Here is a 15334-nt window from a genome sequence, read left to right as displayed (position 1 = left end):
GCGCAGTCCCCGGGCGCCGCGGGCGGCCGCGGCCGCCCTGAGCGCGTCGGTGACCAGGGAGGTACGCATGCGGTCGGCGATCGACCAGCCCGCCAGCCGCTTCGAGCACAGGTCCAGCACCGTGGCCAGATAGAGGAACCGGCCGCCCCCGATCGGGAGATAAGTGATGTCGCCGACGTACCTCATGTTCGGCCTGGCCGCGGTGAAGTCCCGCCGCAGCAGGTCCGGCACCGGGGTCGCCGACGGCTCGGGGACCGTGGTGCCGGACCTTCTTGCGCAGGTGCAGGCCGACGATGCCGAACGTGCGCATGACGCGCTCCACGCGCTTGTGGTTGACCGGCGTCCCGGCGTCCCGCAACTCGGCGGTGACGCGTGGAACCCCGTACGTTCCGTCCGAGTCGGTGTGGATTCGGGTGATCCGGTCCGCGAGCTCGGCATCCGCCCGGGCGCGGCCGGCCCGCACGTCCGCGCCGGCCGACCACCGGTAGAACCCCGACCGCGAGACCCGCAGCATCCGGCACAGCCGCTTGACGCCGAAGGCGCCCCGGTGATCCTCGACGAACTGGAAGCGGCTGCTCACCAGCTGGTCTCCTGCGCGAAATACTTCGCGGCCCTCCGAAGGATCTCCCGCTCAAGCTCGAGCTCCTTCACCCGCGCCCGCAGCTGCCGGTTCTCCTTCTCCATCGCACTCGCCTCACCGGCCCCGGGCCGGGCAGCCGCCTCCGCGTCGCGCACCCAGATCCGCAACGTCTCGTGGTTGACACCCACGTCCTTGGCCACCGACGCGTACGTACCACCCGGACTGGCGTGGTACAGCGCGACGGCATCGGCCCTGAACTCAGGGCTGTACTTCGACGTCCCCAACGGGAACTCCTGTCCTATGGATCCTCACGATCCAATGATCAGGGTGTCCACGACGACGGGGAAACGCCCCGGGTCGCAGCCAGTTGCTCACGTCCACCGCAAGCACCAGCCGCCCGTCGGCGGCCTTCGGCTGCGGCAGGGCGGCCAGCGCACGGCCGAGCCGCCGGGCGTCGATGCGGCCGCGGTTCAGCGCCTCGTACAGGGCGCCGTGCCCACGCCGGTGCTCGGCCACCAGCGACAACTCCACCGGCGAGACGACCGGCCCGTCCGCACACAGCAGCGCGTCGGCGAGTTCGAACAGCGCGTCGCGCCGGGCGGTCAGACACTCGTAGAACGTGCCCCGGAAGCGTGACGCCTCCGCGAACACCTCCTCCCGGGCATCCGAATACGACACACTCATCGGCACGGCCCCCGTCATGGTCCGGTGTCTTCCTTGGCAGGAGCACAGGATCAGGCGAGGGCCGTGTTCACGTCCGGCGAACTCCCATGTGAGTGACCGTGTACGGCCCCATGTTCGACACCGGACCATAAAGAACAAGCTAAGACGATCAAGCGCCCGACAACGTGACAACGCCCCCGATCGTGCTGGTCCGTATGCGGCACGACGCGCGCACACGCGACTACGTGGCACGACGCACCCTCGAAGGGCTCAAAACGAAGGACATCTTCAGGTGCCTCAAGCGCTTCGTCGCGCGCGAGGTCTACCACCACCTCACCAGCACAGATACCGGCACACCCCTCCTTTCTCCTACAGCTTGACGATCTATAGAAGCTTCAGAGTCAAGCTCAGGACCGGGGACGAAACGCCCAGTGAGAAATCACCGATTGGCTACGAGGATCCTTTCTCCCAAAGTCAATCCATCGGCGATTTCTGTAAGCTCATCACCCGCAAGGCCTAGTGTCACACCCCTTTCCACCCTAGAGGGAGATTGACAATCTGGATTATTCTTGGCACACTCCAGAACCGTTGCAAATGATCTACCATCCACTTGATGTACTGCTGCAGACGGTACAGCAAGGACGCCACGCTTTTCCCCTAGCGAAATCTTCACACTGACTGGCAGCCCCGGCGCAAACCAATCTGGAGGCCGATCCAGCTGAATCTCAAGTCGATATGGCGATTCTACATCTGCAGACTGAAAGCCCGACTCGGAAGCCGGTGCGCGCAACGGCATGCCAGAGACTTTTGACTTCACTGTCCCAGCTATGTCACTGGTGGAAATATTGACTACCTGTCCGATGGTCAGCCTGTGCAGAAGGTGCGCGGGAATTCTGGCGACTGCAATTACGGCATCGGAATACATAGTCAATGCAGGGGAGTCGCAGGTGGGCGTTTCTCCGGCAGCAATATTTACGCTATCGATTACACCGTCCACGGGCGCAGTGATGGAAGAATTGTCAATTACCGCCTGAATAGAATTGCGATACTTCTCGGCCGAGGCAACCTTCTGGGATTCGTCCTCAATTTGCCGCGTTACCACATATCGCCGAAAGGTGATGTCATCGATTAAGTTCTGGGGTAGACTATTGGGAGTGGATGAAGATTGAGGCTTGGGGGTCAGCTGGGCCAAGAGCTCCGAAAGGGTCGACTGACTCTCTTTGAGCCTGGCCCTAGCTTCTGATAGGGCGCCATCTGCGATCATCAGCTGAGCGGTCGCTACGTCCACATTGGCGACGACGAGGACTTGCCCAAATTTTACCCGAGAGCCTGGGGCGACGGATGGATTGGCAGCCTTACCGAAGCTCATTGGCGAGCCTGATTGATCTTGAATAAATGCGCATGCATGACTCTTCTTGTGCGTCCCCGAGACTACTGAAAGGGTGTCGCCGAAGAATAGATCATATGTCTCTGATGGCTCAATGACCGCATGAACGGTTGCCGTCGATTTGACATCCGCCTGCCGTACGGTGAATGCTGTCTCGGGGGATTTTTGGGGCGGGAGGAAAATTGCCATCGCAGCGGCGGATGCTAGGATTGCCGTCACGCCCAAAGCCCATCGGATCGGATAGTGAACTGGCCAAATTGAAGCCAATGGTGGTTCCATCCATTTAATCAGGCACGAACTTGGGGAGGTGTGCGTGAGATTTATATCTCAATATAACGCCATGCTTGCGCAGCAAGGCCTCGAATCGCTCTGCCATCAGTGCCTGTTCACCCATTCTTCCGGTACCAGCACTACAGGAGCGGTTCGAGGGCTTGGCGTCTTCGCCTCGCGTAGTGGATACGTCTCGCGACGGCCTGGTGGGTGCGGCGCCTCAGGGACTGGGCGGCGATGACGAATGGTGCGTGGTGGACGTGCCAGAGGGTCTGGTGGAACAGGCGGCGGATCTCCTCGGCTGTGTAGTCGATCAGCCGCGGGGCAGGACGGGGCGGGTGAGCGGCGGCCAGGATCTGGCGGGTTCGCCGCCGGGCTCCGCGTCGGCGGGTCCGTCCGTCCGCTCCGATCGCGCGGTGCGGGTGGCGGTGACGGACAGGAACGCGAATGCGGCCAGGGCGAGGGTGATGTGGCGGTGCCAGGGTTCCCACGTGCGGACCTCGTACTGGTCCAGGCCGCAGTCGGACTTCGCAGTGCCGAAGCAGTCCTCCACGCCCCACCGCATCCCGGCGACGTTGACGATCGTGGGCAGCGTGGCGCTCTCGCGGGCGTGTACGGCGAAGAAGGCCAGGTCGGACGGGTCCGGGATCGATCGTCGGACCAGTAGGAGGTGCCGCCATCCCTTGCGGGCCGGTCCCGCGCCGGAGGGCCACACCACGTCGGCGACTGCCCAGTCGTAGGACCGCTCGCCCTTCGACCCCGCGCCGCACGAGCGGCGTTCGAACACCAGCGGTGTCCGGGCTGCGAGTTCGTCCACACGGACCCGCCCGGTTCCGGGCGTGGCCAGGGTCTCGTCGCGGGGCACGGCCATCACGTACCCCTTGCCGCGGCGCTCCAGCGCCGCGCGCAGGCCGCGGTCCTGCCCGTAGAGACTGTCGGCGGCCACCCACACGAACGGAGCCCCGGCCCGGCGGGTGCGCTCGACCAGCCGCCGGCCGAGTTCGGCCTTCGTGACCACGGCCTTCGCACGGTCCGCCGGGACGCCCGCCTCCCGGCACCGCTCCGCGTCCCCGGCCCAGCCCTTGCCCAGGTACAGGGCGAAGTCGATCAGCGCCCGCCCCGCCGGGGTCACATACGCAGCGAACACCGCCACCTGGCAGTTCTCCACCTGCCCCGTGATCCCCGCGTACTGCCTGGCCACCCCCGCCGACTTCACGCCCTTCTTGATGGACGCCGTCTCGTCGAGCACCAGCACCGCGTCCGGGCTGCCCAGGTGCTCCACCACGAAGGCCCGCACACCGTCCCTGAGCCCCTCCCAGCTCCAGGACGCCGTCCGCAACAGCCGCTTGACCCGATCCGGCGTCACATGCCCCGCATGCGCGGCGATCTGCCAGGAGTTCTTCCGCTCCACCGGCCCCAGCAGCGCCTTCACATACGCGCGGGCGCTCCCACGCAGATCCTTCCGGCCAAACAGGCCCCCAAGCGAGACGAAGAAGTCCTCGAACCAGCCCGCCCACCGCTCCACACCACGCAACGTCTCCACAGGCGGAACAACGAACCGCAGAGCAGGCGGTCACGGAACCGCTCCTGTAGTGCAGGTAACGCCGATAGTCGTCGATCACACTGGGGCGGTGGGTCGCCGCGACGAGGAGTTGCTCCACGTCGGCGGCTCGGGCGAAACGCAGGACGATACCGCGACTGAGGCGGAGCTCACGGGCGATGGCACGCAGGCTGTCACCGCGCTCGATGCGTTCGTGGATCTGCTGGTGACGCTCGCGAGTGCGGGCGACCAGGGGACGCGGCCGGCCGTGGACATCCAGCTCGTTCGAGCCGGCAGCTCCGGAACGGGGCATCTCATCCCGCTCTGCTTCGAGGTCGAGGGGTTCGCGCAGGTCAGCGCGATGGCGGCCGACGACGCGCTCGACGGCCTCGGCGAGGTTGTGCAGCAGGTGCCAGGCATCGGCGACCTGCTGCGCCTGCGGCGCACCCGTGCAGGCACCTTCAGATACGCACGCGCCGTCAGCCGCGGCTCCACCCGGGAGAACAGCCCCGCCAGCGAGGCGAAGAAGTCCTCGAACCAACCCGCCCACCGCTACACATCACACAACGTCTCCATACCGAAGACAACGACCCGGCCCACCAGACAACACGAACCCCACCTGTAGTACCGGCCTGCCGGGGCCCTACTGGCTTCCGGGTCGCCGCTTCCGTCACCGACCGTGACAGCACATCAGTTGCCCCGGCCGAAACGCACCGCTCAAATTCGAAGACCCTTCTTGAGTGCCCGAATCTCAATTTCTAGCGGGCCCACTACCATCATGGGATCGTTTTTCGTAAACGCCGTAAGCGAAGCCGAGCGTTCTTTCCCTTGACGGTCGATGTAACCAACACGTACCCCTGATCCATTGCAGACCACGACGAACGAGTAGTTGGCCGGCTTCTCAACGTCTTTCCGGCTTTTCCCCTGGACCGTGCAGATGGTACCGTCGTCAAAGCTTCCCACTACGGCCGCAAGGTTTCCCGGTCCCGACGCTTTCACTGGCTTGGGAGCCGTGGCGCCGTAGACCAGCGTAGCGCCTACAAGACCCGCAAGGCGGTCTACCGCCCCAAGGCACCAGTAATCAGTATCGGGGAAAGAATTCTTCGTGCGCTCCTTTTTTTCCTCAACAGAGCCGTAGTATTTCTCTTTGTAGGAAATGAGAGCTTCAGTTGTGCCACGACCCCCGGGTACAGTGCTAATTTTCTGCCCCTCTAGCGCCTTAAATGTTTCACTCCTCACCTTTTCCTGAATTTTACCTTCCACTTCCTCGGCGTCGATCTGGCTTTTGGCGCGGATAGGCTTTTTCACTTCGGCCGCGTCAACAGAGTTGAGGAATTTTTTAATATCGCAATCCCCAATCACCTCGATGCAGTCTGGATGCATGCGCCGCTTGCGGTACGTTACCTTGCCGGTAGCGACGATATCTTCCGGCACGAACGTAGCGATTTGCCTAGCCAGACCACTGTTCCCCTTGGTCACAATCGTTGCATAAGAGGTCTGAATATAGCTGCATTCGCCCTTCTTTGCGCGCCCAATCTCGCCGAGAATGGCAGAGTTATTGGCCTTTATGGATTTCGCGGATCCTTTAAGCTTCTTTCGTAGTTCATCCTTCTCCCTCCCCTCTGAGGGGTTTGAGTCATGGAATCCCTTGAGATCCTCAAGGGAGCCTTTCTGGAAGACTCCAGAATGTCGCTCCGCAGCCAGGGCTGCCAGAAAATAGCCGTAGAGCTCATTCATTCCTGCATCGAAAGTATCGCTTTCAATGTCGGCGGCATGTTCTGCCAAAAGTGGAGTAAAGCTGGCAATCTCCCTGAGTTCGCCATCCAGCTCCTTCTCGCCAACCTCGAAGTTAATGGTAGTGGTATCTATCGCGTGCAACTCATAGGCGATCTTCATCCAATCGCCGAAAGCGGCCGCCACTTCGCTGTTTCCGGGAATATGTACGTATCCATTCGGGGGGGTCTTCCCTGACCTGACGTATTTCTGCCAGAACACTTCTTCCAACTTTCTAATCAGATCGCCGGCAGCCCGGCTGGCGCATGTTGCCCGAAAACCTTCACTTTCCCTGCGCTTGAGGATGTGGCCTGCGAAATGTTCGCTTTTCCGTGGCCGCCCATGAACGCTCTCTGAATTATCCACCATTCGGCGTAGTTGTGTAGGACCTTTGGGGCGATAAGAAGTGTCAGCTAGAGCCCTTTCGGGCAAATATGCATGGCTACTCAGGTTGAACTGGCAGTGTCGTCGTAGCTACTGACGGTTCATGATCCCTGCGGTATGCTATGGGGATGAGGTACGCGCAGGCGGGTGGGTACGTGTCCGGAGAGCAGGCCGTGCGTGAGGGGTTACGACTGGTGGCGGCCGAGCGGTTCGAGCGGGGCCCTATCTCTTTGGTCAAGGGGGAAATTCAGCTCGCAGGCTTCCCGTCCCGGACCGCGCGCGGAACATGCGTCCTCGGTGGATGCTTGGTCCGTACGGGGTGGTAGCTCAGCCGGTTAGAGCAGGGGACTCATAATCCTCCGGTCGCGGGTTCGAACCCCGCCCACCCCACCAACCGGTCCGCGCCGGGAACGGCGTGACACGACCGACGGCGCTGGGGCAGTGCTGCTCTCCCGGCGCCGTCGCCGGCTTTCTCAGTGCCGCGCCAACCTATTCCACGCTGCCGACAGCGTGGAATCCACGCTCGCTGCGCGGCCAGCTGCCGAGGGGGGACGCCGACCTACCCGGTCGAGGCGCACCGCACTTCCGGCCCGGCCCGCACCGGGCGACTGCCGCCCGACACCGGCTCGAGATGATCCTCCGCCTCACCGCCTGGGACCACGTCACCGCTGGCATCGGCTTCCCCGCCGCAACCTGCGCCAAGCCCCGAAGCGGCCCGGCCACGGCCTCCCACACTGTCGGACGATCAAGCACCCGACAACGTGACAGCACCCGTTGATCGTCTCCATCAGGGCGCTGTCGTACGCGTCCCCGACACTCCCAGTCGAGGGTCGCAAGGAGGTCATTCCTTTTCCGTAAGCGATACAACAAAAACCAAGGGGGCTTCGGCGGCCAACAAAAGACGACCTGCAGGTGGAATTATTATTCCTATGACTTATTCAGGGAGAAATCCGCGATGGAATTTCCAGACCTGATGGCGGTACAGGTGAATCCACTCTTTGAAATCGCAGACCATTTATTTCCGGAGAGAGCTCCGATCGCACAGGACTGGGTCTTTCGGTCAGAGCTGGTCTGAAGCTTGATGTCGTAAATCTTTCCGGACTCTTCCATCGCCACCCTATAGTATACGTCGGTAGACTTTACCGGGCCGTAGGCTGCCCATTCGGAAGAGCCACCCGGGGTGATGGATTCAAGCGGGTCTGGTTCCCAGTCGAAGGCTCCATTGGCAGAGCTGTTTATATCCTTCCGGAGGAATTTAAGATCAATTCCTGTGTTGTTTTTCAGCTTACTGTAAACTGCGCCCGGATCTTGGTAGGTAATGGTGACGCTGCCGACTGAGTCTATGCCGCCGTATGTGAGAATGCCGCCGCTCGGAACAAGGTTCGTTCCGCCAGCTCCCCCGCCAGACTGAGTGCCAGTGCCACCCGACTCTCCGGCCTGCCCGCCCCTCACTCCACCGCCACCGCCACCGCCTGCCGACGGGTTCCCGAAGGACACGCTCTCGGCATTTCCACCTCGGTCCCCCGCTTCGCCTCCTGCTTTTGCAGTCCTGCCAGAGTACCCCTTTTGTCCGTCCTTATCAGCGAAACCTCCATCGCCGCCAGGTGCAAGGCCCAGGCCGGCGCCTCCTCCACCTCCGCCCCCGCCTCCGGCCACAATCAGGCGCGAATCAAGGGTATCTTTATTGTCGCGGGAAATGGTTCTGATGTCGGAGGCCCCCCCTCCGCCTCCGCCGCTGTTTCCAGAAATTATTCCATGAGCAGCCCCGCCGTTTCCGCCGCCATTCCAGCCGCCCTTTCCTGCATTTCCGCTATTGCCGAATCCGTCGGCTTCGTTCCCCTTATTGGCAACCTCGACAAATAGAGTCTGTCCCGGCTTCACGGGAATGATTGAGGTAACAATTGCCCCCCTCCCTCCATCTCCCCCAGAGATTCCGTTTCCATTACCCCCAGAGCCTCCCGCGGCCTCGACTTTAAGATCATTAATACCGGCGGGAACTACAAACTTCTGCTCGCCTCCGGTGACCGCATATCGGGCAATGCACTTTCCATTTGTGCACGAAGGCGATGGCTCCGCCATGCCCGTTGAGGCGTGGGCGGGAATTCCAATCCCGAGCTGGATTGCGGCGGCTGTGCCTGCGGACAGGATTGCAGCTAAACGAGATCTCATCGAGATTTTCTCCCAGTTTAATATTTTTGGTCGAGTAAATACCAAATACTCGAAGTGGCCTACCGGCCGGATGGTTGATCTGCTGGGCGAATCACTGTCGCCCGATCGGCGGTGTCAACTTGGCGGTGACCTGCCGGTAAGATGATCGTTTACTGGCTGGGTATTTCGTCCCGGGTCCTGGCGGTCAGGCCCAGGGCTTCGGCAAAGTTGTGTGATTTCCGTTTCGTGATCACGTGAGCCCAAGGAGGGCGAGGGCGTTGTCACGTTAGCGGGTGCTTGATCATCTGCTGGGTGGAGACGTGGTGGGCCGGTTTTGGGCTTGCTTCAGGCGGCTGCAGGCAGGCCGGCGACGCCGGTGATGTGGTCCCAGATCATGAAACGGAGGGCCATCTCGAGGCGGTGGCGGGCGGCGGTCATCAGATGACGGCCGGGTCTGAAGTGGGGTGAGATGCCGCTGAACGCGGCGAGGAAGCGTTGGGCTCCGCCGACAGTCCGGAAGCCTCTCATGGCGCATTCGCGCTGGCGGGTGGGCTGGTGGGAGTTCTCGGCCCGGTTGTTCAGCCCTTTGTGGGAGCGGTGTTCCACGGAGGGCATCACCTCGCGGTGCGCGGCCCCGTAACTGCGGAGCTTGTCGGTGACGACAACCCGCAGCACGGCCTGGGTCCCGGTCATCAGTTTCCGGAAGAAACGCCTGGCCGTCCTGGTCGACCGCGCGCCACAGGTGCTTCCGCTCACCGTTGATCTTGATGAACACCTCGTCCAGGTGCCACTTGTCACCCGGCCGGGGATGCCGGCGGCGCAGGGCGTTGGCGTAGGCCTGGCCGAACTTCAGGCACCACGCCGGATCGTCTCGTAGCACACGACGATGCCGCGCTCGAGCATCGGCTCCTCCACGTCACGGAAGCTCAGCGGGAACCGGAAGTACAGCCACACACAGTGGCTGATGACCTCCGCCGGGCAGCGGTGGTTGCTGTACGACGGCGGCACGTCCGACACGACAGCCTCCCCTCCCCGACATGACCAACCCGAAGATCATCTCACCCCGCCCCCAGCAACGTGACAGTGCCCGGCCCGGTGATGGTCGGCCATCGCGTACCCAATCACCTCGCGGGTGGCCAGGTCCAGGACGGTGGCCAGGTAGAGCCAGCCCTCGAGCGTGGGCAGGTACGTGATGTCCCCGACCAGTTTCGTGTCCGGCCGCTTCGCGGTGAAGTCGCGCCCGACCAGTCCGGAGCCGGAGACACCTTGGTGTCGCGCCTGGTCAGGGAGCGTCTCCGGCGGCGGGTGACACCCTGAATACCGCGCTGTCGCATGGCCTTCTCCACCTTTCTCCGACTGTTCCGGGCAGGCTCAGGTTGAACCGGTGGTACGGCCACACACAGTGGGAGATGATCTCCGGCGGGAAGCGGAAACCCCGGTACGACACCGTGCCCACGAGCAGTCCCTCCAGCGATCCGACCAGGTAGATGATCATGCCACCAGAGAAGAGCCCCGCTCAACCTGACGGTGCCTGTGCTCTGCCTCGCCGGTCGCTCGTCCCGGGAGCCCTATTCGCCCGGGCGTCTCCGTCGGTTGAGCACTCAGCGTGATGGTCGGCCGGGTGATGCGGGTGCCGTGTTTGCCCGCCTGCGGTTCAGGCCCCGGGTGGCGAGCCTGCATCGGCTCACCGCGGTCTCGTACGTCGCTACCCGGCCGGATGGGTGCTGTCTGTCCGGATTTGACCTTATCCGATGGGTTCGCCTATGGTCCATTCCACTAATCAACTAGTCAAAGCAGGTGGCGATGGTCGAGTTCCGCATCGACCGGCGTAGCGGGATGGCCGCGTATCTGCAGATCGTCGAGCAGGCCAAGCACGCGTTGCGGCTGGGCCTGCTGCTGCCGGGAGACCGGTTGCCGACCGCGCGGGAGGTCGTGGCGGCTACCGCGATCAATCCCAACACTGTCCTCAAGGCGTATCGGGAGTTGGAGCGCGAGGGCTTGGTCGATCCGCGGCCTGGGGTGGGGACGTTCGTGCGGCGCTCGCTTGCCAGGCCCTCGGCGGCTGTGGATGCGCCGCTGCGAGCCGAGCTCGTGGACTGGGTGGACCGGGCGCGGGCGGCGGGGCTGGAGCGCGAGGACATCGCAGCGCTCATGGCTTCTGTCCTGCCCGGGCATTCCCAGCCGTGACGTGGCCGCCATCCGGTTGGAAGACAGAGCAAGAGAGACGACAGGAGGAACGGGTGAACGACATCGATGCCGCAGAGGTGAGCACGGCGGTGGAGGCCGTGGGCGTGGGCAGGAGGTACCGGCGGGGCTGGGCGTTGAAGGACTGCTCCTTCTCTCTGCCGGCCGGGCGCGTCTGTGCGTTGGTGGGTCCCAACGGAGCGGGCAAGAGCACGCTGCTGGCCATGGCCGCGGACCTGCTGGAGCCCACCGAAGGGACGATCCGCATATTAGGGCAGGCGCCGGGCACACCGGGTTCCCGCCAGCGGGTCGCCTTCGTTCCTCAGGACAAGCCGCTCCACCCGTCCTTCACGGTCGAGGAGAGCCTGCGGATGGGCCGTGAGCTCAATCCGCGCTGGGACCAGGCCACCGCTGAGCGCATCGTGGGTGAAGGCGACATCCCCCTCCACGCCCGCATCCGCGCTTTGTCCGGTGGGCAACGCACCCGCGTCGCTCTGGCCCTGGGCTTCGGCAAGCGCCCCGAACTCCTCCTCCTGGACGAGCCTCTGGCCGACCTCGACCCCCTCGTGCGCCATCAGATGCTGGCGCTCCTGATGGCCGAGGCCGCCGACCACTCCACCACCGTGGTCCTGTCCTCCCACATCGTCGCCGAACTCGAGGACGCCTGCGACCATATCCTGCTCCTCAACAACGGCCGCATCCAGCTCGCCGGTGACGTCGACGACCTCCTCGACTCCCACCGCCGACTCACCGGAGCCGCCCCCGCCCCGGATCTCGCCCGGCACACCATCGTGGAATCACGCGCTGTCGGCCGGCAACGGACAGCCCTGATACGCCCTGACGGCCCTATCTCCGGGAACTGGCACATCAGCCGGCCCACCCTCGAAGAGCTGATCCTTGCCCACCTGCGTTCCCCGGACACACCGCCCCTGCTCACCACAGCGCCCCGAACCACCGCGAAAGAGGTCCACCAGTGACCACCGCACCCGCCCACGACATCGACCAGCCAACCGGTACTACACGTCCCGATCGCCGCTCGGGCAGCCCTGTCAAGGGCCTGATCTGGCTGGCATGGCGCCAGCACCGCGCAGTGCTCCTGGCCGGGGCCGTGCTCCTGGCTGCGGCGAGCGCGGTGGCCGTCTACCAACGAGCGGGCGCTGTCGCATTCATCCGCGACCACCAGCTGGCCGACTGTCACCTCGCCGACCCGTCCGACCCCTGCTGGCAGAACCAGTCCGCACTGATCGGCTTCGCGAGCAGCTTCGGCGGGCCCCTGAAGTTCGGCACTGCGGCGTTCTCCCTGCTCACGCCCGTGCTGATCGGGGTCTTCCTGGGCGCTCCCCTGCTCAGCCGTGATCTGGAGAGCGGTACCCATCGGCTCGCCTGGCTGCAGTCGGCCTCACGCCGACAGTGGCTCACCGCCAAGCTCGCCCTGCCCGCCGCCGCGGTCCTGGCCGGATCCGCCCTGCTGGTACTCGTGGCCCGCTGGTGGTGGAAGCCCTCCGCCAACGAGATCTCCGGTGTCTTCTGGTACAAGAACACCGCCTTCCCCGTCCTGGGCCCCGCTCTTGTGGGATACAGCCTGCTCGCCCTGGTCCTGGGGGCGGTGGCGGGTCTCCTGATCTGCCGCACCGTTCCCGCGATGGCGATCGGCCTCGCCTCGACCACCGGCCTGCTCTACGGCCTGAGCCGACTGCGCCCCCATCTGGGCGCCCCTCTGACCGTGACCAGCCCCGGGATGGACTTCGCCCACCTGCCCGGCCGGCTGTGGCCCATCGCCCAGGGCACCTTCGACAGCTCCGGGGCCAAAATACCCGGGTCCTCCTGCTTCGAAGCCGCATGCCGAGGGCAGCAGGGCTGGGTGGACTACCTGCCTCCGGACCGCTTCTGGATGCTGCAGTGGACCGAGACCGCCCTCTGCCTGGTCCTGGCCACCGTGCTCACTGTCTTCGCGTTCTTCTGGATCCGACGACGCCCGGCGTGAAGGCCCAGGCCGCCGCTACGGGTCTATCAGGATTTCGGCTCTGTTCCGTAGTCGGGATGCTGTTGGTGATCTTCACTGGTGAGTGTGAGGTTGTCCTCGATCGGCGGCCACTGGCCGGCCCTTCCTGTTTTCGTGGTCTGGGAGTTCGGGCTGGTCAAAGGGGTTGGTTGCGGCGGCGATGGGTTCTTGGTCCGGGCGGGAGATCCCGCCGTTGACCGCACGGATGGCGCGGGCGATCAATCCGCGGGGCACGGCGGCGATGGGCGTGCGGGATCATCTGGCTGGGCTGTTCAAGGACAGCGACTTCGAGGAGTGGTATTCCGCCGACGGGCGTCGGGGCCTGTCGCCGGCACGGCTGGCGTTGGTGTCGGTGCTGCAGTACGCGGAGAACCTCACCGACCGGCAGACGGCCGAGGCAGTCCGGTGCCGTCTGGACTGGAAAATACTGCCTGGGGCTGGAGTTGGACGATCCGGGTTTCGACTTCTCGGTGCTGAGCGAGTTCCGTGACCGGATGGCCGAGGGCGACCGCGCGGACCGGCTGCTGGCGGTGATGGTCGAGCGTCTGGCGGAGGCAGGATTGGTCAAGCGGCGCGGGCGCCAGCGCACCGACTCCACACACGTCCTGGCGGCGGTGCGCTGCCTGGACCAGACCGAGCTGGTCGGTGAGACCTTGCGGGCGGCCCTGGAGGAATTGGCCGCCGCTGACGAGGAATGGGTGTTTGCCCTGGTCACCGACGAGTGGGCCAGGCGTTACGGCAGGCCGGTGCGCTACGACCGGTTGCCGAAGGAGGCGAAGGAACTCGAGGAGTATGCGCCCACGGTCGGCGGGGACGGCATGCGTCTGTTCCAGGCTCTTGTCGCCGCCGATGCCCCGGCCCGGCTGAGGTGGTTGCCGCAGGTGGAGGTGTTGCGGCAGGTCTGGCTCCAGCAGTACTGGTACGACGAGACCGGCACTTTGCGTTGGCGCGGGCCCAAGCAGACCCGCGACCGGCTCAGCCGGCGGCCCCGGGCCTTGTCCCCGGTGAGTGGACACCTGTTCGTGTCGTTATGCGGCGAGCGTCATGGTAGCCCGCTGCTGTTCGTAGATGTTCGGTGGCTTCTGTCCGAGGCGGGAGTGGCGCCGTCGGGTGTTGTAACGGGTGGCCCGGCGGAACACGGCCAGCCGACAGGCCTCGGCCCCGTCGAAGCCGCGGGCGCCCCGCAGGGTCTCGCGTTTGAGTGCGGCGTTGAAGCTCTCCGCGAGGGCGTTGTCGGCGCTGGTGCCGACCGCTCCCATGGACCTGACGACGCCGGGACGACTGCAGAGGTCGGCGAACCGCCGCGACCCGTATTGGGCCCCGTGGTCGCTGTGGAACACCGCGCCCTGCAGGCTGCCGCGGGTCGCCGCGGCAGCCTGCAGGGCGTCCGCGACCAGGTCGGTGCGCATGCGGTCGGCGATCGACCAGCCCACCAGCCGGCGCGAGAAGCAGTCGATCACCGTGGCCAGGTAGAGGAAGCCGCCGTCCCCGGCCGGGAGATACGTGATGTCGCCGACGTACTTCGTGTTCGGCGCGGTGGCGGTGAAGTCACGCTGCAGGAGATCCGGCACCGGGCTCGCGGACGGGTCCGGGACCGTGGTCACGTGCCGTTTCCGTAGCCGCAGCCCGGCGATGCCGAACTTGCGCATCACCCGCCCGACCCGCTTGTGGTTCACCCGGACGCCCGCCTCGCGCAGCTCGGCGGTGATCCTCCCTGACCCGCTGATCAGCATCTCCCACCCACCGGGGGAGCCTCAGTCTGCGACGTCGTCGAAGAGCGCGGCTCCCATGTCGAGCAGGTCCTGGCGACTGAGAAGTCATCTCATTTGGAGAGTGTTCGGAGGTAGATGAGGGCTGGGGCGATGCTGGCGAAGGCGGCGAAGTGGTCGGCCTTGTATTCGTAGCGGCGATGGAGCCGGCGGACGCCGCCGAGCCAGGCCACGGTCCGCTCGATTACCCATCGGTGACGGCCGAGGCGCTGGGAGGACTCGACGCCTCGGCGGGCGATGCGTGCCGGGATCTGCCGTCGTCGCAGGTAGGAGCGGATGAAGCGGTGGTCGTAGGCTTTGTCGCCGTGCAGCTTCCCGGGTCTGCGTCGCCTGGGGCCGCGCCGCGAACGGATCGGCGGGATGGCGTCGGCCAGCGGGATCAGGGCCTGGCTGTCGTGGACGTTGGCCCCGGAGATCGCGAGCGACAGGGGTAAACCGGTACGTTCGGTGTGCAGGTGGATCTTCGACCCGTACGTGCCCCTATCGACAGGATTCGGACCTGTCGGCTCCCCGTTACCGTCTTCACGGCCCCGCAACGGGGTTCCCGGCCTCCCGGCCCGGCATGACTTGCGCCCCCAGTCGATCATGATCGAAAAGGTGGTGTCACCGGGCTCGGAGGCGTTGGCAGACCGCT

The 15334-nt window shown here is 64.7% G+C and carries 11 protein-coding genes, 1 tRNA gene and 6 pseudogenes; 7 read left to right on the top strand and 11 right to left on the bottom strand.

Annotation, left to right across the window (positions count from 1 at the left end; genetic code table 11):
• A pseudogene (locus tag AC2TEW_RS36870) lies at positions 1-864 on the bottom strand (IS3 family transposase); the annotation flags it as partial.
• A 64-nt stretch (positions 865-928) separates the two neighbouring features.
• A pseudogene (locus AC2TEW_RS36865) lies at positions 929-1264 on the bottom strand (transposase); the annotation flags it as partial.
• A 179-nt stretch (positions 1265-1443) separates the two neighbouring features.
• Between AC2TEW_RS36865 and AC2TEW_RS36860 the strand changes: the two are divergent.
• Positions 1444-1623, top strand: a pseudogene (locus AC2TEW_RS36860) (IS110 family transposase); the annotation flags it as partial.
• Positions 1624-1682: 59 nt separating this feature from the next.
• Here the strand turns inward: AC2TEW_RS36860 and AC2TEW_RS36855 are convergent.
• Positions 1683-2909, bottom strand: a complete 1227-nt coding sequence (locus AC2TEW_RS36855) for an efflux RND transporter periplasmic adaptor subunit (RefSeq protein WP_484627607.1) — start codon at positions 2907-2909, stop codon at positions 1683-1685.
• Positions 2910-3213: 304 nt separating this feature from the next.
• Entirely contained in the window at positions 3214-4425 is a 1212-nt protein-coding gene (locus AC2TEW_RS36850) for an IS701 family transposase (RefSeq protein ID WP_484627606.1), read from the bottom strand.
• A 106-nt stretch (positions 4426-4531) separates the two neighbouring features.
• On the opposite strand from AC2TEW_RS36850, the gene AC2TEW_RS36845 reads away from it, so the two are divergent.
• Positions 4532-5065, top strand: a complete 534-nt coding sequence (locus AC2TEW_RS36845) for a hypothetical protein (RefSeq protein ID WP_484627605.1) — start codon at positions 4532-4534, stop codon at positions 5063-5065.
• Positions 5066-5157: 92 nt separating this feature from the next.
• On the opposite strand, the gene AC2TEW_RS36840 is transcribed toward AC2TEW_RS36845, so the two are convergent.
• Positions 5158-6444, bottom strand: coding sequence for a hypothetical protein (locus AC2TEW_RS36840; protein WP_484627604.1), 1287 nt, complete (start codon positions 6442-6444; stop codon positions 5158-5160).
• A 469-nt stretch (positions 6445-6913) separates the two neighbouring features.
• Between AC2TEW_RS36840 and AC2TEW_RS36835 the strand changes: the two genes are divergently transcribed.
• Positions 6914-6990, top strand: a tRNA-Ile gene (locus AC2TEW_RS36835).
• A 534-nt stretch (positions 6991-7524) separates the two neighbouring features.
• Here the strand turns inward: AC2TEW_RS36835 and AC2TEW_RS36830 are convergent.
• The 4 genes and pseudogenes from AC2TEW_RS36830 to AC2TEW_RS36815 all read right to left on the bottom strand — a co-directional run.
• The gene (locus tag AC2TEW_RS36830; protein ID WP_484627603.1) at positions 7525-8766 is read right to left on the bottom strand and encodes a glycine-rich protein; all 1242 of its coding nucleotides are present in this window, start codon (positions 8764-8766) and stop codon (positions 7525-7527) included.
• Positions 8767-9090: 324 nt separating this feature from the next.
• Positions 9091-9481 (bottom strand): annotated as a pseudogene (locus tag AC2TEW_RS36825) (DDE-type integrase/transposase/recombinase); the annotation flags it as partial.
• A 113-nt stretch (positions 9482-9594) separates the two neighbouring features.
• Complete coding sequence (locus AC2TEW_RS36820; protein WP_484627602.1) at positions 9595-9762, bottom strand: hypothetical protein; 168 nt, start codon at positions 9760-9762, stop codon at positions 9595-9597.
• Between the two features lie 36 nt (positions 9763-9798).
• Positions 9799-9984: pseudogene (locus AC2TEW_RS36815) on the bottom strand (DDE-type integrase/transposase/recombinase); the annotation flags it as partial.
• A gap of 564 nt (positions 9985-10548) precedes the next feature.
• On the opposite strand from AC2TEW_RS36815, the gene AC2TEW_RS36810 reads away from it, so the two are divergent.
• The 4 genes from AC2TEW_RS36810 to AC2TEW_RS36795 all read left to right on the top strand — a co-directional run bounded on the left by AC2TEW_RS36810 (position 10549) and on the right by AC2TEW_RS36795 (position 13421).
• Complete coding sequence (locus tag AC2TEW_RS36810) at positions 10549-10932, top strand: GntR family transcriptional regulator (protein WP_484627608.1); 384 nt, start codon at positions 10549-10551, stop codon at positions 10930-10932.
• Positions 10933-10985: 53 nt separating this feature from the next.
• Positions 10986-11906 carry an ATP-binding cassette domain-containing protein gene (locus AC2TEW_RS36805; protein WP_484627601.1) on the top strand — a complete coding sequence of 307 codons (921 nt, stop codon included), beginning with the start codon at positions 10986-10988 and terminating at the stop codon, positions 11904-11906.
• Positions 11903-12913, top strand: coding sequence for an ABC-2 membrane transporter-related protein (locus AC2TEW_RS36800; protein ID WP_484627600.1), 1011 nt, complete (start codon positions 11903-11905; stop codon positions 12911-12913). The genes AC2TEW_RS36805 and AC2TEW_RS36800 overlap by 4 nt, the downstream gene beginning before the upstream one ends.
• A 211-nt stretch (positions 12914-13124) precedes the next feature.
• Positions 13125-13421, top strand: coding sequence for a transposase (locus tag AC2TEW_RS36795; RefSeq protein ID WP_484627599.1), 297 nt, complete (start codon positions 13125-13127; stop codon positions 13419-13421).
• A 538-nt stretch (positions 13422-13959) separates the two neighbouring features.
• Here AC2TEW_RS36795 and AC2TEW_RS36790 read toward each other — a convergent pair.
• Both AC2TEW_RS36790 and AC2TEW_RS36785 read right to left on the bottom strand, forming a co-directional pair.
• Positions 13960-14652 (bottom strand): annotated as a pseudogene (locus AC2TEW_RS36790) (IS3 family transposase); the annotation flags it as partial.
• A 101-nt stretch (positions 14653-14753) separates the two neighbouring features.
• The coding region (locus AC2TEW_RS36785; RefSeq protein ID WP_484627598.1) for an IS5 family transposase at positions 14754-15334 on the bottom strand (581 nt) is incomplete at its 5' end.

The organism is Kitasatospora sp. NEAU-CNBT7 (genome assembly GCF_057220535.1).
Note: the sequence above shows the minus strand (reverse complement) of the source record. Positions and strands in the feature narration are given on the sequence as shown.

Bases quoted from the DNA above. Each gene is read 5' to 3' on its own strand.
- AC2TEW_RS36855 (WP_484627607.1), bottom strand. From the start codon at position 2,909: ATGGAACCACCATTGGCTTCAATTTGGCCAGTTCACTATCCGATCCGA.
- AC2TEW_RS36830 (WP_484627603.1), bottom strand. From the start codon at position 8,766: ATGAGATCTCGTTTAGCTGCAATCCTGTCCGCAGGCACAGCCGCCGCA.
- AC2TEW_RS36810 (WP_484627608.1), top strand. From the start codon at position 10,549: ATGGTCGAGTTCCGCATCGACCGGCGTAGCGGGATGGCCGCGTATCTG.